Origin of the sequence: Actinomadura sp. RB99, assembly GCF_014706005.1 — a bacterium.
In the GTDB taxonomy this organism is placed as follows: domain Bacteria; phylum Actinomycetota; class Actinomycetes; order Streptosporangiales; family Streptosporangiaceae; genus Spirillospora.
This window is the reverse complement of sequence record NZ_JABMCA010000007.1, coordinates 92521-114907: the sequence shown is the minus strand read 5'-3', so window position 1 is coordinate 114907 and position 22387 is coordinate 92521. Positions and strand designations below refer to the sequence as shown.

Here is a 22387-nt window from a genome sequence, read left to right as displayed (position 1 = left end):
CGCGCGGGATCAGCGCGGGTGGACGCCGGGAGTCCGGCGCCACGCCTCCAGCAGCCGCGCCGCCGACCCGCCGACCGGCCCGACCGCGTCCGCGAGCACGGACGCGTCCGGCAGGTGCGCGCCGGACACGGCGGCGACGGCGTCCGCCGCGTCCCCGATCGTGGACGAGCACACCGACAGCAGGTAGCCGGGCACGTCCAGCGCCGGATCGGTGCACCCGACCAGCGGCGTCCCGACCGCCGCGATCAGCGGGAACACCGTGCCGGGGATCCCGATCGCCGCCTCCGCCCGCGCGGACGCCTGGAGCGTCGGCACCGCGCTGATCTCGTACTGCCGCCACAGCTCCGGGTCCTCGCGGGGGTGCAGACCGACGAGGACGCGCTTCCCGGCGTCCTTCAGCCGCGCCGCCGACGCGAGCAGCAGTTCGGTGCCGGGCGCGGCGCCGCCCGTCCCGTCCGGGTGGGTGACGCTCGTGACGACCAGCACCAGGCCGCTCTCCGGCGCGCGGCGCGGCAGGTCGTCGGTCTGCGGTGACCCGACGACGCGGACGCGGCGGCGGGTGCCGAGGTAGCTCGCGAACGACCGGGCCTCGGCGTTCGACGACGAGGTGACGGTCCGCAGCCGCGGGCGCAGCCGCCTCGCGCCCGCCGCCTCGTCCGGGCCGAGGTAGGCCAGCGAACTCGCCGCGAGGGGCAGGTGCCGGAACCGCGCGGCGCACTCCAGCGGCCAGTCGCCCGCGCCGGTGACGACCAGCAGGTCGGCGCGCGGCGCGGTGTCCGGCGTGGCGACCGGCACCGGGTCGCCGGGCGCGATCCGGGACGGGTCCGGGACGAGCTGGGTCACCTGCACGCCGCGCGCCGCGGCCTCGCGGAGCAGCGGGGAGACGTGGTAGGTGCCCCACGGCTCGTTGGTCGCGATCAGCACGCGGAGGCCGCGAGGACCGGGGCGGGACGAGGCGCGGGCGGGAGCGGCGGTCGCGCCGAGGACGGCGGCGCCGAGCGCACCGGCCAGGACCGTCCGCCGGGACGGGGAGAAACTGTCGATCTTGGTCACCGGCTCACCGTAGGAGCCGGGTCCGACCGGCGGATGAACGCGCCGGGAACGCCGGGCGGTGCCGCCCCGTCACCCCAGGTCGGCGATAGACGCGAGCAGCGGGACCAGCAGCCCCGGCAGCTCGGCGTGGGGACGGCCCAGGTCGGCGGCCATCGCGTCGCAGGACGGGAAGGACGTCACCGCGGCGGCCGCCGCGCTCGCCTCCCGCACCCCGAACGGCGGGCGCAGGCGGCCCTCGCCGTCCAGGCGCTCGACCGCGGCGGTCACCTGCGCCAGCCGCCAGCGCTCGCGCCCGGCGATGACGTCGCGCACCTCCGGATCCACCTCCGCGAGGCTCACCAGCCGGCGCAGCAGATCGGGATCGGTGCCCCAGAACCGGCAGATCCCGGCCACGGTCCCGCGGAACGCGTCCCGCGCGGCGGGCCGGTCGAGCGCCTCCCGCAGGTGCGGGACGACCTCGGAGCGGCCCGCGAGGTCGTCGGCGACCGCCTCCAGCAGGCCGGGCTTGGAGCCGAACCGGCGGTAGACCGTCACGCGGGTGACCCCGGCCTCGGCGGCGACCCGCTCCATGCTCAGGCCGTGGTACCCGGCCTCGACGAGGTGCCGCCGCGCGGCGCCGACGATGGCGCGGCGGGTCCGCTCGACCCCGGCTGCTCGCTCCATGGACCCGATGATACAGGTTGTATATTGGGATACAGGCTGTAACACGAAGGAGGACGCCATGGGGACGACCGCGCTCGTGACCGGGGCGAACAGGGGACTGGGCAAGGAGACCGCGCGGCGGCTGGCGCGGCGGGGGATGACCGTCCTGCTCGGCAGCCGCGACCCCGTCAGGGGCGATGAGGCCGCGCGGGACCTCGCGTCCGACGGCGACGTGCGGCCGCTGCGGCTCGACGTCACCGACCCGCCGTGCGTCGCGGCCGCCGCCGCCCGGATCGAGGACGAGCACGGGCGCCTCGACGTCCTCGTCAACAACGCCGGGCTCATGGTCGAGGCGCTCGCGACCGAGATGACCGCCGCCGACATGCGCCGCGCCTACGAGGTCAACGTCTTCGGCGCCGTCACCGTCCTGAACGCGGTGCTCCCGCTGCTGCGCCGGTCGGAGGCCCCGCGGGTGGTGAACGTGTCCAGCACGACGGCGTCCCTCACCCTGACCGGCGGCGGCGCGGACTTCGGCGGCGACGCCCACCTGCGGCTCGCCTACTCCAGTTCCAAAGCGGCGCTGAACATGCTGACCGTCCAGTACGCCGCGGCGTTCGCCGCCGACCCCGGCCTCGCGCACATCAAGATCAATTCGGCGACGCCGGGGTACGTCGCGACGGACATGAGCGCGCACCGCGGCACCCGGACCGTCGAGGAGGGCTCCCGGATCATCGTGGACCTCGCCACCCTGCCCGCGGACGGCCCCACCGGCGGATTCTTCCGCGAGCAGGGCCCCGTCCCCTGGTGAGCGGCGCGCTGCGGCGGGGGCGTTCGTAGCATCGGCATATGACCGAGTACTGCCTCGTCTGCGATCACAACGCCCGTATGGACGGGCTGCCGCCCCGCGAGGTCGTCGCGTTCGACGAGCACTGGCGGGTGGCGCACGCCTTCGGTACCGGGACGCCCGGCTGGCTCGTTCTCATGCCGCGCCGCCACGTCACGGCCGTCGCCGAACTGAACGACGCGGAGGCCGCCGCGTGCGGCGGGACGGGCTGGCGACGGCGATCCGCCGGCACCTGTGAGCGGCGGGATTAATCAGAAGGTGGGGATGGTTATCGGTGTCGTTCTGAAGAGGAGGTTCGACGATGGCACGAAACGATGTCCGGCCGGTCGTGAAGCTGCGGTCGACCGCGGGGAGCGGCCACACGTACGTGACCCGCAAGAACCGCAGGAACGACCCCGACCGCCTGGTGCTGCGCAAGTACGACCCCGTGGAGCGCGCTCACGTGCTGTACCGCGAGGAGCGCTGATCCCGGAGCGCGCCCGCCGGACTTCCTGAGTCCGGCGGGCGCGCCGGCGTTCGGGGTCCTCAGGGTGGGGAGGCGTGGGTGAGGATCTCGTGGAGCTCGGTCGAGCGGCGGGCGGTGATGGCGCCCTCGCGGGTCCGGGTGGAGATCTTGTGCTGCAGGTCGGCGACGTCCGAGCCGCCGTGGTGCGGGTGGGTGAGCATGCCCTGGATGACGTTGGTGAGGTCGACGCCCACGTCCGCGCGGACGTCCCCCGCCGCGACGCCCTGACCCACCGCGAACCGCAGGCGGAGCAGGGCCTGGCGGAAGGAGACGGAGGGCACCGGGTCGGGGGTCGTGCCGGTGTGCCGTTCTTCGCGGGGCGCTGGACGGGTGGTCTGGACGGCCGGCGATGCGGCCTGGAGGGGGAGGAGCCGTCCGCGCGGCCGGTCGGGGCCGGCGAGGGTGTCGCCGAGCCCGAGGACGAGGGTCGTCGCGGCGGCGACCGTCGCGACGACGCCGGCGAGCGCGAGCCACGGGAAGGGCGACCCGCGGCGGACCCGCGGTGGGGCGGGCCGCCACTCGGCTCCTGCGGGCTCGGCGGTCATGGTCCCTCCCGGTCGAACGGCGCGGCCGTGCACCATACCCGGGAGTACGCCCGGAGGGGCGGAGGTGGTTCGACCGCGCCGTGCGAGCCGGCCGCGGAGCCGGCCGCGGCCCGGTACCACGTCGTTGGGGTACGGGGCGCGGCCGGCCGGTCTATTTGCTGCCCGCCGGGAGCGGCTGCTCGGCGCGCCAGGCGGCGAGGAGGTCGCGCAGCTCGCCGCGGTAGCGGGCGATGTTGGCGGTCTTGACGTCCTCGTAGCCGCGGATCATGTCGGGCAGTTCGGCGATCTCCACGGCGAGGTCGTGGTTGTCCTTGTCGAGGCCGCCGGCGAGCTCGTCGACGACCGCGAGGTACTCGGTGACGAGGCGGCGCTCGGCGCGGCGCTGGGCGGTGGCGCCGAACGGGTCGAACGGGGTGCCGCGCAGCCGCCGCATCGCGCGCAGCGCGTGGAAGGCGGGACGGGCCGTCCGGCCGAGCGCGATCTTGCGGTCGACGCCGACGGCGCGCAGCAGCGGCGGGTGCAGCATGTACCGGACGGTCGCGCCCGCACCGAACTGCTCTTCGACCTGGCGGGTGAGCGCCGGGTCGAGGTGGAGGCGCGCGACCTCGTACTCGTCCTTGTAGGCCATCAGCTTGTGCAGGTGGCGGGCGACGGCGACGGCGAGCCGCCGTCCGGACCCGACGGCGTCGCGTTCGGCGGCGGCGACGCGCAGGACGGTGTCCAGGTACCGCTTGGCGAGCGCGAGGTCCTGGTAGGCGGCGAGGTCGGGGACACGGATCCGCAGCACGCGGGCCAGCTCGTCGTCGGTTCCCGACGCGTCCACGAGGTTCATCGCGGCGGGCGCGTTGGCGGCCAGGGGCCGCTGGACGGCGGCGGGGGCGGCGGGCGGCTCGGCCCACTCGGGCTCCAGGACGAGCCGCCGGCCCGCCCGGAACGCCTGGACGTTCGCCTCGACCTGGACGCCGTTGAGCGCGAGCGCCTCCTCGATCGCGCGCGCCGACAGCGGCAGCAGCCCGGCCTGGTAGGCGGCGCCGACGACCACGAAGTTCGCGGTGGTGGTGCCGCCGAACCAGCGTTCGGCCAGCTCCAGGGCGTCGAGCGCGACGAGCCGGGCGGCGTCGGTGCGGGCGGCGATCTGCCGGACGAGGGACGCGCTCGGCGGCAGCGACGCCGTCACGTCGGTGATCATCCGGCCGGTCGGGACCTCGCTGGTGGACACGACGGCGGCGGTGCGGCCGGGCGCGCAGCGGCGCAGGTTGGCCTCGGCGGTGCCGGCGAGGGCGTCGAACACCAGGTAGGCGTCGGCGCCGCCGTCCCCGATCATGCCGGGGCGCTCGGCCGGGGCGGCCCCGATCCGCAGGTGGGAGACCACCGCGCCGGCCTTCTGGCTGAGCCCGGTCTGGTCGAGGGCGCGGGCGTGCCGGCCGTCGAGCAGCGCGGCGGTGGCGAGGACCTGGTTGACGGTGACGACGCCGGTGCCGCCGATGCCGACGAGCAGGACGTCCGCCGCGCCGGGCCGGGAGGCGGGCTCCGCAAGCTCGCCGATCTTCGGCAGCGCGGGCCCGGACGGCCTCCGTTCGCCCGGGATCACGGTGACGAACGACGGGCAGTCGCCGTCGACGCAGGAGTAGTCCTTGTTGCACGACGTCTGGTTGATCCGCGTCTTGCGGCCGAACTCGGTCTCGACGGGCTCGACGCTGAGGCAGTTGGACTTGGTGCCGCAGTCGCCGCAGCCCTCGCACACCGCCTCGTTGATCAGCACGCGGGTCTGCGGGTCGGGGACGAGGCCGCGCTTGCGCTTGCGGCGGGTCTCGGCGGCGCACGCCTGGTCGTAGAGGAGCACGGTGACGCCGGGGATCTCGCGCAGCTCCCGCTGGACGGCGTCGAGGTCGTCGCGGTGCCGGACGCGGACGCCGGGCGCCCAGTCCGTGCCGCGCGGGTAGCGGGACGGGTCGTCCGCCACCACGACGATCTTCGCGACGCCCTCGGCGTGCAGGAGGCGGGTGACGGACGCGGGGTCGGTGCCGCCGTCGGCGTCCTGCCCGCCGGTCATCGCGACGGCCGCGTTGTAGAGGAGCTTGAAGGTGATGTTCGCGCCGGCGGCGACGGCCTGCCGGACCGCGAGGCTGCCGGAGTGGAAGAACGTGCCGTCGCCGAGGTTCTGGAACATGTGCGGGGTCGCGGTGAACGGCGCGGCGCCGACCCACATCGCGCCTTCGCCGCCCATCTGGGTGGTGCCGATGCTGCGGTCCTGGAAGACGGTCATGACGTGGCAGCCGATGCCGCTCGCCGCCATCGACCCGTCGGGGACGACCGTGGACCGGTTGTGCGGGCAGCCGGAGCAGAAGTACGGGGTGCGGGCGGGCGCGAGCAGGTTGATCGCGGGCTTGCGGGGGAGCAGCGCCGGGTCGCGCAGGTCGACGTGGTCCTCGCCGACGCGGTCGGCGAGGAGCCGCGCGAGCGCCTTGACGATCCGGTCGGCGGCGAGGCCGCCGTCCGCGGGGACGAGGGGCGCGCCGTCCGGGCCGTTCTTGCCGAGCACCGCCGGCCGCTCCGGTGCGTCGTACAGCAGGTCGCGGATCTGCGTCTCGACGAACGCGCGCTTCTCCTCGACGACCACGATCTCGCGGAGCCCGGCGGCGAACGCGCGGAGCCGCACCGGGTCGAGCGGGTGGATCAGGGCGAGCCTGAGGAGCCGGACGCCGCGCCGGGCGAGCGCGGCGTCGTCGAGGCCGAGCCGGTCGAGGGCCTCGCGCAGTTCGAGGTAGGTGCGGCCGGACGCGACGAGCCCGATGGCGGCGTCGCCGGTGGCGCCCTCGATGACGTCCAGGCCGTTGGCCGAGGCGTAGGCGGCCGCGGCGCGCAGCCGTCCGTGCAGGACCTCGGCTTCGAGGGACGTCGTGTCCTTGAGGTCGACGCCGGGCCGCCGCGTCGGCTTCCAGGGGCGGCCGCGCCACTCCAGTTCCGGGACGACCGGGTCCGGGACCGGCGCGACGTCCACGACCTCCAGCGAGTCGGCGACGTCGGTGACGAGCTTGAACCCGGTCCAGGCGCCGCTGAACCGGGACATCTCGAACCCGTGCCGGCCGAGCCGCAGCACGTCGGTGATCGAGCCGGGCGCGAGCACCGGCATGAACGCCTCGGCGAGCGCGCCCTCCGTCGCGGACGGCAGCGTCGAGGACTTGCAGGACGGGTCGTCGCCCACGACCGCGAGCACCCCGCCGCGCTCGGCGGTGCCGAGCCAGTTCGCGTGCTTGAACGCGTCGAGCGAGCGGTCGACGCCGGGCGCCTTGCCGTACCAGAGGCCGAAGACGCCCTGGTAGCGCGGGCCGGGCAGGTGGTCGACGAGCTGCGACCCGTACACCGCGGTCGCGGCCAGTTCCTCGTTGACGCCCGGGACGAACCGGATGTCGTGCTCCCCCAGCAGCTTCGCCTCGCGGATCAGCTGCTGGTCGAGCCCGCCGAGCGGGGATCCCCGGTAGCCGGACACGAACCCGGCGGTGGTCCAGCCGCGCCGGGCGTCGGCGCGCCGCTGCTCCAGCAGCAGCCGGACCAGCGCCTGGACGCCGCCCAGCGCGATCCGGCCCCGCTCCAGCTCCAGGCGGTCGCGGAGCGCGGACGTCGAGGTACCGGTCATGATGCTGCCCCTCTCCCGGCGGTATCGGACTCGTTCGCCCACATTGAGCACCTTTGCCTGAGCGGAGTGCAAGATGAGGCAGCGACAATTGAGCGGATTGCTCAAGTCAGAACCGAGTTACCCGCCGGAGATGAGCGTTGTGACGCGTGCCACCCTCCTCGACATCCAGATCCTGCGCCGGCTGGTCGACCAGCCCCGCATCGGGATCACCGAGCTGGCCGCCCGGCTCGGCATCGCCCGCAACACCGCGCACGCCCGCGTCGAGCGGCTGGAGCGCGACGGCGTCATCGGGCACCGGGGCCGCGAGGTCGACCTCGGCGCGCTCGGCTTCGAGCTGACCGCCTTCGTCACCCTGGAGGTCGCGCAGGGCCGGCTCCGCGAGGCCGCGCAGGCGCTCGCGGCGATCCCGCGCGTCCTGGAGGTCCTCGGCATCACCGGGCAGGGCGACCTGCTGGTGCGGGCGGTCGCCCCGAACGGCAAGCAGCTGCACGAGGTGATCGACGCGATCCTCGCGTGCCCGGGCGTGCGGCGCAGCACGACCTCGATCGTGCTGACCGAGCAGGTCCCGTTCCGCCTGGGCCCGCTCCTGGAGGACGAGGAGCGCCGCGCCCGCTGACCCCGGGTGTCGCGCCCGCCCGCGCGCGCCCGGGGCCGGGGCGCCCGCGCGCGCCCCGGGGCAGGGTCAGCCCTGGCGGAGCGGGTCGAGGTGCTCGGCGGTGGCGTCGTCCGCGGTGGTGGACTCGCTCAGCTCGCGCCACCGCTCGTCCTCGGCGAGCAGGGCGCGGCCCGCGGCGGTGCCGTAGGCGTAGGCGTCCGCGCCGGCGAGCAGCCGCAGCGGCGGCTCGTCCAGCGCGACGACGTCGAGGACGAGGCGCGCGACCTTGGCGGGATCGCTCGCCGCCGTGACGCTGCCGTCGGCGTGCATCTCCGAGATTCGCCCGACGGTCTCGGCGTACTCGGGCCGGACGGGGTCGACCCGCATGGACGATCCGGCCCAGTCGGTCCGCATCCCGCCCGGCTCCACCACGGTGACCTTGATGCCCAGCGGCGCGACCTCGGCGGCGAGCACCGAGGAGAACCCGCCGACCGCCCACTTCGCGGTCTGGTACGCGCCCAGGCCCGGCGTGGCGAGCCGTCCACCCACCGACGAGATCTGGACGATCCGCCCGGCGCGCTGCTCGCGCATCACCGGCAGCGCCGCGCGCGTCAGCCGGACGACGCCGAACAGGTTGGTGTCGACCTGCGCGCGGAAGTCGTCGGGGTCGGCGTCCTCGATCGGGGCCATGTTGGCGTACCCGGCGTTGTTGACCAGGACGTCCAGCCGGCCGAACCGCTCCACCGCGGTCCGCACGGCGTTCTCGGCGGCGCCGTCGTCGGTCACGTCCAGCGGCACGGTCACGAGCCGGTCGCCGTACGCGGCGGCGAGGTCGTCCAGCGCCGACGGGGTGCGCGCTCCGGCGACGACGCGGTGCCCGGCCTCCAGCGCGGCGCGGGCGATCTCCTTGCCGAGGCCCCGGGAGGCCCCGCTGATCAGGAAGGACAGTGAGCTCTGCGTGGACATGGCCACCTCCGCTTACTAACTAACTGGTTGTTTAGCTCTAGGGAACCTCGTTCCGGCCCAGATGTCAACTGAACGGTTAGTTGATATAGGCTGCGGGGCATGGCACGGGACGCGGACGCCACGCGGCGGCGGTTGCTGGACGCGGCACGGCAGGAGTTCTCGGCGCACGGCATCGCCGGTGCCCGCGTGGACCGGATCGCCGCCGCCGCCCGCAGCAACAAGGCGCAGATCTACCACTACTTCGGCAGCAAGGATGGCCTGTTCGACGCCGTCTTCGACGCCATGGTGCAGGAGACGCTCGACGACGTCCCCATCGACGCCGCGAACCTCCCCGAGTACGCGGGCCGCCTGCACGACTCCTACCAGAAGCGCCCCTGGGTGCAGCGCATCGCGACCTGGTACCGCCTGGAACGTGCCGGCTCCGCTGAACTCCTGCCCGCCGTCGTGGCCAGTAACACCGCGAAGGTGCGGGCCATCGCCGCCGCGCAGGCGGACGGCACGCTCCCCGACCGCTTCACGGCCGCCGAACTGCTCGGCCTGGTCATCCATCTGTCGAGCCTGTGGAGCGCGAGCATGCCCGAGTTCGAGGCCGTCATGGAGGACGGCTCGGCCGAGCGGCGCCGCCGGCTGGTCGTCGACGCGGTGGCCGCCCTGCTGGCCTGATGCCGCCGGCCTGGCGGGATCAAGCGGGGCGAGGTCAGCCGGGCTGGCCGAACAGGCCCGACGACAGGCGGTAGATGGTGCCGTCCACGCTCACGTAGGCGCGCGCCTGGTACAGGCCCTGCACGCCCATCAGGAACTCGGGTTCTCCGGCGCCCCACGGGACGTAGCCGCAGTGCTCGAACAGCCCGAGCGCCATCGCGCGCGTCACCTCGTAGCGGTCCTTGCGCAGGACGAGCTGCTGGACGATGTTGGCGCTGGTGTGCAGCGCCGCCAGCATGGCGTCCGCGCCGATGTCCGGCTCTTCGGGATCGACGAGCGCGAACCGCCGCTCGCCGCCGGGCCCCGGCACCGACCACGCGCCCCAGCCGCCGCCGAGCCTCGCGGCCGTGCAGGCCAGCAGCTCCGCGACGTGGGCGGGCCGGGGATGCCCGCTCAGGTCGGCCTCGGCGGCGGCCCACGACGCTTCGCCGCCCCCGGCGACCAGCTCCTTCGCCCGCGCCGTGCCGTCGCCCTCCGTCCAGACCCAGGTGCCGTCCGGCCGGAAGACGCCGATCTCGCGGGCCTGCACGGTGACGGCGTCGCCGAACCGCAGTGTCCCGGCGGCGGGGTCCCAGGCGGGCGGCGTCCGCCAGTCCACGCCGTCCTCGGACAGCCGGTCGATCAGCGCGTTCTGCCCGGCCAGCGCGCACGCCAGCGCCGGGGCGGCCGTGGCCAGGACGGACGGCGGGACGGGCCCGTTCACGTCGAGCTCGTTGACGAGGAGCAGGCCGGACCGGCCGTCGTCCCCGCTGGGGAACGGGACGGCCCCGCCCGGCAGCTCGATCTCCGACTCCCGCACCGCGAGACCGTGGTGCTCGGCGTAGCCGCGCACCATCGCGTCCGTGTACCGCCGGGCGTCGTAGTCGCCGAGGAGGTCGGCCGCGCGCCGCAGGCAGTCCGCGGCCCGCTCCGCGTCCGGCCCGCCGGCCGTCAGCTCGGGCGCGTCGGCGACGATGAACGTCAGCGCCCGCCCGCCGTGGCCGTGCCGGATCGCGGCGCTCGCCTCCAGCAGCGCGACCGCCAGCAGGGCGAGGTCGTCGGCGGCGGCCCGCGGATCGTAGAACCCGCCGAGGTCGACGAGCGGCTCGGTCAGCTCGGGGACGCCGTGCCGCTCGCCGATCTCCCTGAGCCGCTCGGCGTGCGCGGCGGCCGGCGTCCCGGCGAAGCCGGGGACGACCCAGCTCCACTGGAAGGTGTTGTCCTCGGCGTGGCTGCCGAGGATCCCGGCGGCCATCCGCCGGTCGTCCGACCACGCGACGCCCGCCTCCAGGTCCCTGCGGAAGGTCGTCCCTTCGAGGGCGCGGTTGAGCCGCGCCGACCGCTCGGCGGCCACTCCCAGCCGCGGCGCCGCCAGCGCCAGCAGCGCGTCACTGAACGTATCCACGCGAACCCCCGCATCCCCGGCCGACCGTGAGCACCAGAGCGTAGGGGATCGGCCGCGCCGCGTGCCGGGCGAACGTCCGATCAGGCCGGGGCCGGCAGCGATCCGGCTCCGACGTAGTCGCGGAAGAGCACGATCCGTCCGTCGCGGATCCGGAAGACCTGGATGCAGGGCACCTCGAACGGCTCGCCGGTCGCGACGACCCGGCCCACGGACGTGAGCTCCATGATCACCACCTCCGGGTCGGCGGTGCGGTGGACGTCGCGGACGCGCAGGTCGCGGATCTCCAGGTCCGGCCGGCCCGCCTTCGTGGCGAACGCGCGGATCTCCTCGCGGCCCTCCAGTCGGCCCGGCAGCCCCGGGCCGCCGAACGGCAGCTCGATCACGCCGTCCTCCGCGAACAGGTCCGCGAACGCCTCCATGTCCCGGTTGATCAGCAGCTCCCGCCGCCGTTCGAGGACCTCCAGGGGTGTCGCCGGTGCGCTCATGGCCGCTCCTTCGTTCAACGTGCGTTGCATGACTGATTCAACGAACGTAGAACGAAATGGCGTCCCGGTCAACGCTCATAGAATGAGAAGGTGAGCACTCCAGCGGGCGGGTCCCGGGCCGAGCAGCGGCGCGCCACGCAGGCCCGCATCCTCGAGCACGCCCGCCGGATCTTCGCCGACGCCGGCTACGACCGGACCACCATCCGCGCGGTCGCCACCGCCGCGGGCGTCGACCCCGGCCTGGTCATGCACTACTTCGGCAGCAAGGAGAAGCTCTTCGCGCGGGCCATCGAGGCGGGCGCGAGCTGGATGCCCGGCGGCACGGCCGACGAGGTCGCCGAGCAGCTGCTCGACCGGCTCCGCACCTCGCTGGCCGAGGAACCGGTCGAGTCGCTGGCCCTCCTGCGGTCGATGCTGACCCACCCGGAGGCCGCCCGCGCGTTCCGGTCCGCGGCGCGGCTCCGCAAGGAGGGGATCGGGCAGGCCATCCCCGACGAGGACGCCGACCTGCGCGCCGCCGTCGTCAACGCGATGCTGATCGGGCTCGCCCTCGGCCGCCACCTCCTCGCGCTCGACCACCTGGCCGACGCCGACCCGGACCGGGTCGTCGAGATCCTCCGCCCGGCCGTCCGCGCCATCACCAAGGCCGAGCAGCCCGAGTGCCACCAGGCCGACCGGCCCGAGTGACGGCGCCGCCGGGTCCCGCCTATGCGGGCGCCGCCTGGGCGGCGAGATCGTGCAGGGTCAGGAGCAGCTCGGAGGCCGCGACGTCGTCCAGCTCCCCGAACGTCGCCTCCGTCAGGTAGGGATCGGACACCTCGGACTCGGCGATCCAGACGGGGCCGAGCGTCTGCTCGGGCCAGTCGGCGGGGGACATGACCGGGAAGCCGGGGCTCACCTCCAGCATGACCGCGCGTCCCGCCGCACCGCGGGTCAGGCAGTGCTGCACGCCCGAGTCCTGCGCTGCGCCGCGCTCCCAGCCCCGGCGTTCCAGGCCCAGCACCTTCCCGACCCCGACCACGGTGCCCGCGACCCGGTCGAGCCGGTTGCCGGCGGCCTCCTCCGCCGTGAACGCGTGGACGGGACGGCCGAGCTGCGGGAACGGCTGGAGGATCTCGTAGTCGGCGAACACCCCGGACCAGGCCGGCAGGCTCTCGCCCAGGTGCAGCGGATGCGCGATCCGGACCTCGCCGGACTCCGGGAGCACCAGGGCCTCGTCGTCCGCGTCGGCGAACGTGCGGTCCTCGGCGATCCGGAACGCGACGGGACCGGCCCCCGCCCCGTCGTGCAGCCAGACCAGCCGCCGGACGAGGTGCCACAGCAGCGGGTGCTGGACGAACAGCCGCCGGAAGTCGCCGGTCGTCCACCGCCGCTGCTCGGCCATGGCCCGCTCCAGCCGGCGGACCTGGTCGGCGGCGACCGTGCGGACGTCCTTCTTCAGGCCGGTGAACGCCCGGTGCGCGGCGGGAGCCGCCTCCGGGTCGTCCTTGACGCCGGGCTTGGGCAGCGTCTTGCGGAGCGTGCCGCGGTCGTCGAACACGACCGGCTTCAGCTGCTCGTCGAAGCCCACCGTGAACGTCCGGGGCCCGTAGTCGAGCGCCATTCCGCCGTCGGCGTCGAGGCCGAAGTCGGGGACGATCCGGTCGCCGAGCTGCTCCATCGTGAGGCCGCGGTCGTCGGCGACCTCGGTCAGCAGCTCCCCCGCCCGCCTCTTGAGCCGCTTGGGCCGCGCCTTCTCCGCGACGAGGTGCAGCTGCATGAGCGCCACGTCGGTGCCGATCCCGGCGAGGACGTCGAGCGCCTTCAGCGGTAGCCGGATCCCGTTCTGGCCGGGCCAGGAACGGGCTATCCCGCCCAGCCGCCGCGCGGCCTCGTCGTCGCCGGTCCAGCCCAGCTGCGCGAGCGCCCAGCCGGTCCGCGCCGCCTGGCCGGACGCCCGCCACCGGGCGAACAGGCTCCAGCCGAACTCGGCGAGCGACCCGGGGTCGAGCGCGTCGAGCGCGGCCCGCAGGTCCTGGGGCGGCGGGCGCCCCGGGCTCGCCGTGCTCAGCGCCTCGACGAGGTGCCCGGTCGCCGCCGCGGGCAGGGCGTGCTCGCGGCCCCGCAACAGGATCTGCGGCATCGCGGCGGGACGCGCCCACGCGGGTCCCCTCTTCCGCGCGCCCTTCCGCAGGGCCGCGGGCACCTGCTCGTCCGGTGCCTCGGTCGCGCGCGCCGCCTGGAGGGCGTCGAGCGCCTCCAGGGTTCGCGCGCCCAGGTCCGGTGCCGCCGCCGCGAGCAGGCCGGGGTGCGCCTGGAGGTGCGCGTGCAGCAGGCCCGCCGCCATCGACGACCGCCGGGAGGTGCCGGTGCCCAGCTCCGGCAGGATCCGCAGCGCCCGCACGGGGAAGCGTTGGATCATCGCCTCCATCGCGGGCAGGACGTTCAACGCGTCGAGGCGGCCGCCCATGATCCGGAACGCCGCGTCGCCGGGGATGCGAGCCAGCGCGTCCGCTATGCGGCGCCGCTCCTTCGGTTCCGCGTCGCCGTCCAGCGCCCGCGCCAGCACCGGGGCCGCCGCCTCGCCGAGCCCGTCGACCACGGTGTAGAGCACGTCGGCGTCCCGTTCGCCTGCCTGCAGGACGGCCCAGTCGCCGAGCCGCTCGACCTGCTCGGCGGTGCCCAGCGACCACCACAGCATCTTGGCGCCGAACGAGGTGAAGTACGACAGGCGCTTCGGCGGCTCCTGGCAGCACTCGTCCACCCAGTCCGTCCGGTCCGGCATCAGGAAGGCCGCGATCAGGCGCCCGACCGGCCCCTGGCGGTGCCCCTCCAGCGACCGCGCGGCCGCGGACCGGTCGTCCTCGCCCGCCGCCGCCAGGAGCGCCCGCATCCGCAGGCCCGCGGAGCCCGCCGCCCAGTGCGCGTGGTCGAGGTCGCCCGTGCCGCGCAGCACGTAGCCCGGCCCCTCGTCGAGCACGGGCGTCCCGGAACCGGGCAGGACGAAGACGTCCTCGATCTCGGCGAACGCGCGGGCGGCGAAGGCGAGCCCGTGCTCGGCCGCCAGGTGGTCGGCCCAGGCGGGGTCGCAGGCGAACCGCGATCTCATCCGCGCCATCGTCTCCACACGCGCGACGACCGCCGCCCCCAGCGGGGTCGCGTCGCCCTTCAGGTAGGCGAGCCCCGCCTCGGCGAGTCCGGGCACGGTGCCCCGGTGTCCCAGCACCTCGCGGACGAGGGCCTCCGAGGCCGCCAGGCGGTCGCGGACCGCGGCGTGCGCCTCCTGGTCCGGGACGGTCTCGGGCGCCGCGACCAGGCCCCCGCGCCGGGGGACCAGGTCCTCCAGCCAGGCATCGGGGATGTCCAGAACGTTCTCGTCACGGGAAGCAGGGGGATGAGCGACCATGCGGCCGCACGTTAGGACACAGGGCTGACATCGCGGGTCCGCGCGGGCGCGGTCACAGGCTCTTGGCCAGCCAGGTGAGGCCGAGTTCGCGGGCCGTCCGCGCGGCGAGCCGGTTCAGCTCGTCGGCCTCGGGGCGGCCCGGCGGCAGCTCGGCGGCGTAGGTGGCCGCGGCGGCGGCGGTCTGCGGGCGAGCGCCGAGCGCGGCGCGAAGGTGGTACGACCTGCGCAGGTCGTCGAGCCCGGACGCGTCGCCGCTCTCCAGCGCCAGGCCGCCGAGATGCCGGATCGCGTAGGACTCCAGCAGGAGGTCCTCGTCCCTCACCGCCGAGTCGAGGGCCTCGGTGTAGGACGCCTTCGCCCGCTCCGGCGCGCCGTCGAACTTCTCGGTGACGATGCCCGTCCAGAAAGCGGCCCAGCCCGCGAGCCGTTCGTCCCCGGACGCGGCGGCGAAGCCGGCCCGCACGCGCGCCTCGTCGTCGGGGCGCGGGTCCAGGTCGAAGAGCAGCCGGGTGTAGGCGAGCTGGGCGTCGTAGAACCCGCCGCGCGCCGGGTCCTCCTCGCGTAGCGCGACGACGGCGGTCTCGGCCTCGGCCGGATCGTCGAGGCGCCAGAAGAACCGGTCGGTGAGGATCTCCGCCCGCAGCGCCGTCGTGAGGGCCGCGGGTAGGTCGAGCGCCAAGTCCCAGTGGCCCGCCCGCTTCAGCGACTCCGCGGCGGTCGCGGCCGATCTGGCACTGTAGTTGGTGTTCATGGTCATGCGGCCTACTATGCGAGCGAGGAGGTAGGTGGTCAAGTGCGCTATGTCGCCTACATTGGCAATCTGGCGAAGCTGGCCGTCGAGCTGGCGAACGGTGACGACCCCAGTGACCTGCGGCGGGAGTTCTTCGCGCAGCATCGCGTCGCCGAACCGGACGGCGCGGCGCTCGCGGAACTCCTCCCGGCCCTGCGCGACGCGGTCGAGGCCGTCGCGGACGCGGGCCCGATCGACCCGGTCAACCGGCTCCTGGCGGAGTTCCCGCCTTCGATACACGTGAGCACGCACGACGAGGCCGGCGGTCCTCACCTGCACTTCGCGCGCAACGGAGAGGACGCCGCGTCCTGGCTCGGCCGGAGCTGCGGCGCTGCGCTCGCCCACGTGATCAGCGGCGACCCCGACGTCACCGTGGGCCGGTGCCAGGCGGACGGCTGCGCGCGCTTCTACGTCGACGACTCCCGCAACCGCAGCCGCCGGTTCTGCTCCAACACCTGCGCCAGCCGGACCACCGTCGCCGCCTACCGCGCCCGCCGCAAGACCACGGCCGCCGCAAGACCACGGCCAGGAAGGACTGACCCGTCCGCCTAGCCTTCGCCGGGTTGCGCCAGGAACCCGGCGATCGCGCCGCGGTTGCGCTGGAGCCCCTCGATGCGGTCGTCGAGGGCCGCCAGCTCCCGGTCCAGGAGGTCGCGGATGCCGGAGCACCAGTCGAACTCCGGCCGGGCATCCCGCGTGCAGGGGAGCACCTGCCGGATCACCTCGGTGGACAGGCCCGCCTCCAGCAGGACGCGGATCTTCCGCACGGTCGCCACGGAGTCGCCGGAGTAGCGCCGGTAGCCGTTCGCGTCGCGCCCGGCCGCGAGCAGGCCCTGCTCCTCGTAGTACCGCAGCAGCCGCGCGCTGACCCCGGTCCGCCGGGACAACTCCCCGATCAGCATGTCACCGTCCACGTTTGACCTTCTCACCGGTGTGAAGCCCTAACGTCGCCCTGCGAACGATCATTCCGCACCGCTGGAGACGCCGATGACGACACTCGCCCACCGCAACGGCCGCGCGGCGACCGCCGGAGAGCTGGCGCCGCTCGCCTTCGCGGGCTATGCCCACTTCACCGCCATGCAGGTGCGCGGAGGACGGATCCGGGGCCTCGACCTGCACCTGGAGCGGCTGCGGGTCGCGTCCGTGGAGCTGTTCGGCCGGGCGCTGCCCGACGACCGGGTGCGGTCCCTCCTGCGGACGGCGCTGGAGGCGAGCCCCCCGGACGTCTCGCTGACGGCCACCGTGCACGCGGCGCCGGGGGAGTTCAGCGCGGGCGAGACCGCGGAGCTCGACGTCCTGGTCCGCACCGGGCCGCCCGCGTCCGGCCCGCCCGGACCGCTGGCCCTGGCGACGGTCGAGTACGAGCGGTTCCTGCCCGCCGTGAAGCACGTCGGCGAGGTGGCCAAGACCTACTTCATGCGGCGTGCCGTCCGGGACGGCTTCGACGACGCCGCGTTCGTCGACCGGCGCGGCCGGTTCAGCGAGGCCACGATCTGGAACCTCGCCTTCTGGGACGGCGACGCCGTGGTGTGGCCCGACGCCGCGATGCTGGTCGGGACCACGATGGGCATCGTCCGCCGGCGGCTCGACGGTCTCGGCGTCCCGCAGCGCGTCCAGGAGGTCACGCCCGCCGACGTGCCGGACCTGGCCGGCGCCGTGGTCATGAACTCCTGGACGCCGGGCGTCGCCGTCCACCGGATCGGTTCGCAGCCCGTCCCCGGAGCGCCCCGCTTCCTGGAACTGCTGCACGCGGCCTACCAGGCCGAACCCCTCATCGAGCCCTGACCGGGGCGCGGCCGGGCGCCGGGGTTCAGAGGGCGGAACCGCCGGTGGCGTCGACGACGCGTCCGGTCACCCAGCGGGCGTCGTCGGAGGCGAGGAAGGCCACGACGTCCGCGACGTCCTCGGGGGTGCCGACCCGGCCGAGCGCGGAGAGGGACGACGCGCGCTCCCACGCCTCGGCGTTCCCGCGCAGCCAGCCGGCGTTGACGTCGGTGTCGATGATCCCGGGGGCGACGGAGTTGACCGTGATCCCGCGCGGGCCGAGCGCCTTGGCGAGGTTGAGGGTGAAGGTGTCCAGGGCGCCCTTGGTCGAGCCGTAGGCGATCACCTCGGGCATCGCGAGGCGGGCCGCGCCGCTGGAGATGTTCACGATCCGTCCGCCGTCGTTGAGCCGGGGCAACGCCTGCTGGACGATGAAGAACGGTGCGCGGACGTTCACCGCGAACACCTCGTCGAACGCCTCCTCGGTGAGGCCGGCCAGGTCCGCGCTGCGGCCGATGCCGGCGTTGTTGACCACGATGTCGACGCGGGCGCCGCCGGTCCGCTCGTCGAACGCCTCCCAGAGCGCCGCCGCGTCGCCGTGCCGGCCCAGCTCGGCGTGCAGGGCGACCGCGCGCCCGCCGTCCTTCTCGATGGTCCGGACGGTCTCGTCCGCGGCGGCGGCGTCCCGCCCGTAGGTCAGCGCGACGGTGGCCCCGTCGGCCGCCAGCCGCCGCGCGACGGCCCGTCCGATGCCGCGGCTGCCGCCGGTGACCAGCGCGACCTTGCTCGCCAGGCGTTCCATGACCGTGCTCCCTCCATTTGTTGAGTGATTGCTCAAGAAAGAAGGTAGCACGGTTTGTTGAGTGTTTGCTCTAGAATTGGGGGCATGACCGAGAGCCGCCGGGGGCGTCCCCGCACCTTCGACCGCGACCGGGCGCTCGCCACGGCCGTCGAGATGTTCTGGGAGCGCGGCTACGAGGCCACCTCCGTCGGCGACCTGACGGCCGCGATGGGCATCCGGCCCGCGAGCCTGTACGCCGCCTTCGGGGACAAGAAGGCCCTGTTCAAGGAGGCCGTCGCCGCCTACCAGGCGTCCGAGCCGGCGGGCTTCGCGGGCGCCGCGCTCCGCGAGGAGCGCACCGCCCGGGACGTCGTCGCGCGCATCCTCCGCGAGGCCGCCGCGATCTACACCGACCCGTCCCACCCGGCGGGCTGCCTCATCATTCGCTCCGCCACCAACGTCACCCCCAAGGACGCCGACATCGAGGCGTTCCTGCGCGACATCCGCAACGCCAACGTCGACGCCTTCACCCGCCGCTTCGACGAGGCCGTCCGCGCGGGCGAACTCCCCGGCTCCACCGACACCCGGGCGCTCGCGCAATACCTGGCGACCGTCCTCCAGGGCTTCTCCCAGCGGGCCGCCGACGGCGCCACGGCCGCCGACCTGCGGCCGGTGGCCGAACTCGCCCTCGCCGCCTGGCCCGCGAGCCCCCCGGCCCCCTGATTCAGATCAGGATGAACGCCTCGGACCGGCCGTCCACCGGACAGCGGTCTAGGGCGCGCCGCCGCCGGTCTCGCCGCGGCCCGGCTCAAGGCGTTCGACCGCCTGCTCGCTCCAGGCCCGGATGACGGACGCCTGGTCGGGGGTCAGTGAGTCGAAGAAGTGGCGGCGGATGTTGTCGCCGTGCACCTGGACGGCCTTCTGGGCGGCGCGGCGGCCCTCGTCGGTCAGCCCGATCCCGGCGCGGCGGCCGTCGGCCCCGTACTGGCTGCGTTCGACGAAGCCGCGCTTTTCCATCCGCGTCAGCTGATGGGCGACGCGGCTCTTGTCCCAGTCGAGCGACTCGGACAGCTCCCCGACGCGCATCTCCCGGCCGCCGGCCCGCCACAGCGTCACCAGCACGCTGAACTCGGCCTTCGAGACGTCGCAGTCACGCTGCAGGCCGCGCTCCAGCTCGCCGGTGAGCAGGCGCTGCGCGCGCATCCAGGTATCCCAGAACTCCCACTCCTCCGGCTCCAGCGATCGAGGCTCCGCCATGCCGCCGAGGATACCGTGACCAGCAGAGTTGTCGCATCAACTCATCTCGCTCTAGAGTTGACGTATCAACTCCCCTGGAAGGGAAGCCATGACGCTCCGCATCGCGCTCATCCTCGGAAGCACCCGCCCCGGACGCCGCGGCGAACAGATCGCCGCCTGGGCGCTAAAGGCCGCCCGTGCCCACGGCGGCGCCGACTACGCACTCATCGACCTCGCCGACCACGACCTCGGCAACCTCGACGAGCCCGGCAACCCGAACCTCCAGCAGTACCAGCACGACCACACCCGCGCCTGGGGCGAACTCATCGACGGCTTCGACGGCTACGTGTTCCTCGTCCCGGAGTACAACCACTCCTATCCCGGAGCGCTGAAGAACGCGCTGGACTACGTCTACCGGGAGTGGAACGACAAGGCCGCCGGGATCATCAGCTACGGCGGCTGGGTCGCCGGGGCCCGGGCCGCCGAGGCGCTGCGGCTCGTCCTCGCCGAACTCCAGATCGCCACGGTTCGCACCCAACCCGCCATCGCGACGCATCCCTCGTTCCACACGGGCACTTTCGTCCCCCAAGAGGGCCTCGATGCCGCCGTGAGCGGCATGCTCGACCAGGTGATCGCCTGGTCCGGCGCCCTGCGCGCGGTCCGCCATGCCAAGAAGCAGACCTCCACGGCCGCATGAGCCCCGGATCGCGGCCGATCACATCAGCGAACACGGGGAGCCGACGGATGCGGCACGCAGCCGGCGCCCGAAAAGAGGCTGGAGCGAACGGAGGCGCAAGGGACGGGAAACGCACCGAACGAGGAGAAGCTAGTCTTTCGCCCCATGACTGACCAGCGGGAACGCCGCACCGTCGAGGCCGAGTTCGAGATCACCGACTTCGACGAGAGCGTGTACGACCAGCCTTCCGAAGGACCCAAGATGACCCGGGTCACGATCCGCAAGCGGTACCAGGGCGTGATCGACGGCACGGGCGTCGCGGAGGTGCTGACCGCCCAGGGGGACGCGGGCGGCGGCTATGTGGCGTCCGAGCGGATCGAGGGCACGATCGACGGACGGAAGGGCACGTTCGTCATCCAGCACTTCGGGCTCGCCGACGGGGACGAGCAGACGAGCCACGGCAGCATCGTTCCCGGCTCCGGAACCGGAGACCTGGCGGGCATCTCCGGCGAGGCGATGGAACGCACCTTTAAGGTGCTCACCCTCGCCTACACCCTGTGAACCGACGGCGCCCGCACCGGTCGCCCGTCAGTCGTTCCTGAGGGCGGCGGCGAGGCGGCGTAGCGCTCGCGGAGTGAGGAGAAGTGCAGGGCCATAGGGGTCCTTGCTGTCACGGATCGCGACCGTGCCGCTGATCCGCACGCTCTCGACGCAGTTGCCGCCGTTGTTGGAGCTACGGCTTGCCTTGCGCCAGGTGGCGTTCGTCAGGTCCATGTGCTCGACCCTTCGGTGAGCGAAGTGGGGAGTGTTCGCGGGCCGCCCTTTGATGGAAGGGCGGCCCGGAGGGCGTCAAGCGTCCTTGATCGTGCGAGCGAGGTGGCGGAGGGCTTGGGGGGTGATGAGGAGCTTGGGTCCGTGGGGGTCCTTGCTGTCGCGGATCGCGACGGTGCCGCTGACGCGCGCGACCTCGACACAGTCTCCGCCGTTGGAGGTGCTGCGGGACGCCTTGCACCACATGGCGTTGGTCAGGTCGACCATTTCTCTTTCACCGTCCTCAGTATGAGGTCTTTGGACATGCTCACCGGTAGTGCCAGCGAGCGTAGTTCCTTCATCGTCCGCGAGAGTGTTGCGAGGTCTTCCGGTTCGCTCATGGTGAGCCCCCGAGCGCCGGACTCGACGTAGGCGATCTGCGTTCTGTCCTCCATGGTGGCGATGTTGAACGACCCGCTGTTGCCGTCGTGTTCGGCGCTGAGCGGGACGATCTGGATCGCCGCCTGCTCCGGGGGGACGGCGGCGAGGTGTTCGAGCTGCTCGCGCATGACCTCGCGGCTGCCCGCCGGGCGGTGCAGGACGCCCTCGTCCAGGAGCAGCGAGAAGCCGGGCGGTTTCTTCTTGGTGAAGATGTCCTGCCGCCTCATGCGCGCCTCGACCGCGTCGGTGTTGCCCCGGAGCAGGGCGGCGGCGTAGGCGGGCGTCTGGAAGAGGCCGTGGACGACCGACAGGCTGTAGGCGTCGATCTCGTCGGCCTCGGGTTCGACGAGGTGCCAGTCGAACCAGACGGGGAAGGCGGAGTCCTTGACGAGGTCGTCGTACAGGCTCAGGAGGTCGCCGCCGGCGTCGAGCTCCTTGTCCATGGTGGCGGCGAACTCGCGCGTGCAGCGCGTGCGGCCGTTCTCCACGGCCCCGATGTACTGAGGCGTCACGCCCTGCCCGTTGTTGGCTCGGCGGGCGAGGCTGTCCTGGGTCCAGCCCTTCGCCTCCCGAAGGCGGCGGAGCCGCCGTCCGAAAGCGAGCAGGGTTGGCGATACCGTGCCCCGCTTCTTCTGCGGCGCCATGACTCCATCCTCTCTCAAGCAAGGCCCAACCGCCTAACAAGCGAATTCCCGCCGGTCGGGCCGACTTGACGACCGTGGCCTGCGATTTGTCGCCTAGCGTAACCGTGCGGTGGCTGAATGGGATCGGAATTCTCGAAGTCATTCCGAGAGAAGTGCGACCATGATCGAAATGGATGGGCCGGCGGGGGCCGGTGTGGTGCTCGAATCTTCCGCGCGCGCGCCGGAGGCGGCGCGTCAGTGGCTCGCGGACGTGTTCCGCGAGCAGAACCTGGGTGACGATTATGTGGCGCGGACGGTGATCACTGAATTGGTGACCAACGTCCACAAGCACACCAGTACGGACCGCATCATCGTGCGGCTCGTGCAGCGGGACGGGCATCCCGTGGTGGAGGTGGAGGACCGGTCCGACGAGGTTCCGGTCGTTCGCGGCGAGGATGCGGCGGCGGAGTCGGGGCGGGGGTTGCTGATGCTGTCCATGCTGGTCGAGGAGTGGGGCTACACGGCGCTGGACAAGGGAGGGAAGGTGACGTGGGCGCGGCTGGGCGCGTAAGGGTCGGGCGTG

27 protein-coding genes are annotated in these 22387 nt (G+C 73.7%); 12 read left to right on the top strand and 15 right to left on the bottom strand.

The window, feature by feature from the left end; all coding sequences use genetic code 11:
- Window positions 1-9: 9 nt before the first annotated feature.
- Window positions 10-1053, bottom strand: coding sequence for a hypothetical protein (locus tag amrb99_RS09170; RefSeq protein WP_206699877.1), 1044 nt, complete (start codon window positions 1051-1053; stop codon window positions 10-12).
- A gap of 69 nt (window positions 1054-1122) precedes the next feature.
- Window positions 1123-1716, bottom strand: coding sequence for a TetR/AcrR family transcriptional regulator (locus tag amrb99_RS09165; protein WP_190854673.1), 594 nt, complete (start codon window positions 1714-1716; stop codon window positions 1123-1125).
- Window positions 1717-1774: 58 nt separating this feature from the next.
- On the opposite strand from amrb99_RS09165, the gene amrb99_RS09160 reads away from it, so the two are divergent.
- From amrb99_RS09160 to rpmG, 3 genes are read left to right on the top strand one after another with little or no spacing between them, the layout of a single operon-like run.
- Window positions 1775-2503 (top strand): SDR family oxidoreductase, encoded by a 729-nt coding sequence (locus amrb99_RS09160; protein WP_190854671.1) that lies wholly within the window; start codon window positions 1775-1777, stop codon window positions 2501-2503.
- A gap of 38 nt (window positions 2504-2541) precedes the next feature.
- Window positions 2542-2790, top strand: coding sequence for a hypothetical protein (locus amrb99_RS09155; protein WP_206699876.1), 249 nt, complete (start codon window positions 2542-2544; stop codon window positions 2788-2790).
- Between the two features lie 50 nt (window positions 2791-2840).
- Entirely contained in the window at window positions 2841-3005 is a 165-nt protein-coding gene (gene rpmG / locus amrb99_RS09150) for a 50S ribosomal protein L33 (RefSeq protein WP_190854668.1), read from the top strand.
- A gap of 59 nt (window positions 3006-3064) precedes the next feature.
- Here the strand turns inward: rpmG and amrb99_RS09145 are convergent, their stop codons facing one another.
- Both amrb99_RS09145 and amrb99_RS09140 read right to left on the bottom strand, forming a co-directional pair.
- Window positions 3065-3589, bottom strand: coding sequence for a hypothetical protein (locus amrb99_RS09145; RefSeq protein ID WP_190854666.1), 525 nt, complete (start codon window positions 3587-3589; stop codon window positions 3065-3067).
- Between the two features lie 151 nt (window positions 3590-3740).
- Entirely contained in the window at window positions 3741-7226 is a 3486-nt protein-coding gene (locus tag amrb99_RS09140; protein WP_190854664.1) for an indolepyruvate ferredoxin oxidoreductase family protein, read from the bottom strand.
- A 130-nt stretch (window positions 7227-7356) separates the two neighbouring features.
- On the opposite strand from amrb99_RS09140, the gene amrb99_RS09135 reads away from it, so the two are divergent.
- Window positions 7357-7842 carry an Lrp/AsnC family transcriptional regulator gene (locus tag amrb99_RS09135; protein ID WP_190854662.1) on the top strand — a complete coding sequence of 162 codons (486 nt, stop codon included), beginning with the start codon at window positions 7357-7359 and terminating at the stop codon, window positions 7840-7842.
- A 66-nt stretch (window positions 7843-7908) separates the two neighbouring features.
- Here the strand turns inward: amrb99_RS09135 and amrb99_RS09130 are convergent, their stop codons facing one another.
- Entirely contained in the window at window positions 7909-8787 is an 879-nt protein-coding gene (locus amrb99_RS09130; protein ID WP_190854659.1) for an SDR family NAD(P)-dependent oxidoreductase, read from the bottom strand.
- A gap of 99 nt (window positions 8788-8886) precedes the next feature.
- Here amrb99_RS09130 and amrb99_RS09125 point away from each other — a divergent pair, with 99 nt between their 5' ends.
- The gene (locus amrb99_RS09125; RefSeq protein ID WP_190854657.1) at window positions 8887-9450 is read left to right on the top strand and encodes a TetR family transcriptional regulator; all 564 of its coding nucleotides are present in this window, start codon (window positions 8887-8889) and stop codon (window positions 9448-9450) included.
- Between the two features lie 34 nt (window positions 9451-9484).
- Here the strand turns inward: amrb99_RS09125 and amrb99_RS09120 are convergent, their stop codons facing one another.
- Both amrb99_RS09120 and amrb99_RS09115 read right to left on the bottom strand, forming a co-directional pair.
- Window positions 9485-10873 carry a DUF6882 domain-containing protein gene (locus amrb99_RS09120; RefSeq protein WP_190854655.1) on the bottom strand — a complete coding sequence of 463 codons (1389 nt, stop codon included), beginning with the start codon at window positions 10871-10873 and terminating at the stop codon, window positions 9485-9487.
- 80 nt (window positions 10874-10953) lie between these two features.
- A complete protein-coding gene (locus amrb99_RS09115; protein ID WP_190854652.1) occupies window positions 10954-11358 on the bottom strand; it encodes a nuclear transport factor 2 family protein in 405 nt (134 codons plus the stop codon).
- Between the two features lie 90 nt (window positions 11359-11448).
- Here amrb99_RS09115 and amrb99_RS53025 point away from each other — a divergent pair, with 90 nt between their 5' ends.
- Entirely contained in the window at window positions 11449-12045 is a 597-nt protein-coding gene (locus tag amrb99_RS53025; protein WP_190854650.1) for a TetR/AcrR family transcriptional regulator, read from the top strand.
- 19 nt (window positions 12046-12064) lie between these two features.
- Here amrb99_RS53025 and amrb99_RS09105 read toward each other — a convergent pair whose 3' ends face one another.
- Together amrb99_RS09105 and amrb99_RS09100 are read right to left on the bottom strand one after the other, a co-directional pair.
- On the bottom strand, window positions 12065-14743 hold the full coding sequence (locus tag amrb99_RS09105; RefSeq protein WP_190854647.1) for a DUF4132 domain-containing protein: 2679 nt from the start codon (window positions 14741-14743) through the stop codon (window positions 12065-12067).
- Between the two features lie 52 nt (window positions 14744-14795).
- A complete protein-coding gene (locus amrb99_RS09100; protein WP_190854644.1) occupies window positions 14796-15500 on the bottom strand; it encodes a hypothetical protein in 705 nt (234 codons plus the stop codon).
- 36 nt (window positions 15501-15536) lie between these two features.
- On the opposite strand from amrb99_RS09100, the gene amrb99_RS09095 reads away from it, so the two are divergent.
- Window positions 15537-16085 carry a CGNR zinc finger domain-containing protein gene (locus tag amrb99_RS09095; RefSeq protein WP_190854642.1) on the top strand — a complete coding sequence of 183 codons (549 nt, stop codon included), beginning with the start codon at window positions 15537-15539 and terminating at the stop codon, window positions 16083-16085.
- Here amrb99_RS09095 and amrb99_RS09090 read toward each other — a convergent pair.
- Window positions 16082-16447, bottom strand: coding sequence for a MerR family transcriptional regulator (locus amrb99_RS09090; RefSeq protein ID WP_347256608.1), 366 nt, complete (start codon window positions 16445-16447; stop codon window positions 16082-16084). The genes amrb99_RS09095 and amrb99_RS09090 overlap by 4 nt on opposite strands.
- A gap of 73 nt (window positions 16448-16520) precedes the next feature.
- Here amrb99_RS09090 and amrb99_RS09085 point away from each other — a divergent pair, with 73 nt between their 5' ends.
- Window positions 16521-17318, top strand: coding sequence for an aminotransferase class IV family protein (locus tag amrb99_RS09085; protein ID WP_190854641.1), 798 nt, complete (start codon window positions 16521-16523; stop codon window positions 17316-17318).
- 25 nt (window positions 17319-17343) lie between these two features.
- On the opposite strand, the gene amrb99_RS09080 is transcribed toward amrb99_RS09085, so the two are convergent.
- Window positions 17344-18099, bottom strand: coding sequence for an SDR family oxidoreductase (locus amrb99_RS09080; protein WP_190854639.1), 756 nt, complete (start codon window positions 18097-18099; stop codon window positions 17344-17346).
- Between the two features lie 84 nt (window positions 18100-18183).
- On the opposite strand from amrb99_RS09080, the gene amrb99_RS09075 reads away from it, so the two are divergent.
- Window positions 18184-18801 (top strand): TetR/AcrR family transcriptional regulator, encoded by a 618-nt coding sequence (locus amrb99_RS09075; RefSeq protein WP_190854636.1) that lies wholly within the window; start codon window positions 18184-18186, stop codon window positions 18799-18801.
- Window positions 18802-18849: 48 nt separating this feature from the next.
- Here the strand turns inward: amrb99_RS09075 and amrb99_RS09070 are convergent, their stop codons facing one another.
- Window positions 18850-19335, bottom strand: coding sequence for a MarR family transcriptional regulator (locus amrb99_RS09070; RefSeq protein ID WP_190854634.1), 486 nt, complete (start codon window positions 19333-19335; stop codon window positions 18850-18852).
- 88 nt (window positions 19336-19423) lie between these two features.
- Here amrb99_RS09070 and amrb99_RS09065 point away from each other — a divergent pair, with 88 nt between their 5' ends.
- Window positions 19424-20011 (top strand): NAD(P)H-dependent oxidoreductase, encoded by a 588-nt coding sequence (locus tag amrb99_RS09065; protein WP_190854632.1) that lies wholly within the window; start codon window positions 19424-19426, stop codon window positions 20009-20011.
- A gap of 144 nt (window positions 20012-20155) precedes the next feature.
- On the top strand, window positions 20156-20551 hold the full coding sequence (locus amrb99_RS09060) for a DUF3224 domain-containing protein (protein WP_190854630.1): 396 nt from the start codon (window positions 20156-20158) through the stop codon (window positions 20549-20551).
- 27 nt (window positions 20552-20578) lie between these two features.
- Here amrb99_RS09060 and amrb99_RS09055 read toward each other — a convergent pair whose 3' ends face one another.
- The 3 genes from amrb99_RS09055 to amrb99_RS09045 form a co-directional block, all read right to left on the bottom strand.
- On the bottom strand, window positions 20579-20764 hold the full coding sequence (locus amrb99_RS09055) for a DUF397 domain-containing protein (RefSeq protein WP_190854628.1): 186 nt from the start codon (window positions 20762-20764) through the stop codon (window positions 20579-20581).
- A gap of 75 nt (window positions 20765-20839) precedes the next feature.
- Entirely contained in the window at window positions 20840-21028 is a 189-nt protein-coding gene (locus amrb99_RS09050; protein WP_190854626.1) for a DUF397 domain-containing protein, read from the bottom strand.
- Window positions 21016-21825: a helix-turn-helix transcriptional regulator gene (locus tag amrb99_RS09045; protein ID WP_190854624.1), complete on the bottom strand. Its 810-nt coding sequence runs from the start codon at window positions 21823-21825 to the stop codon at window positions 21016-21018. Before amrb99_RS09045 ends, amrb99_RS09050 begins: the two co-directional genes overlap by 13 nt.
- Window positions 21826-21985: 160 nt before the next feature.
- On the opposite strand from amrb99_RS09045, the gene amrb99_RS09040 reads away from it, so the two are divergent.
- Entirely contained in the window at window positions 21986-22375 is a 390-nt protein-coding gene (locus tag amrb99_RS09040; RefSeq protein ID WP_190854621.1) for an ATP-binding protein, read from the top strand.
- Window positions 22376-22387: the final 12 nt, after the last annotated feature.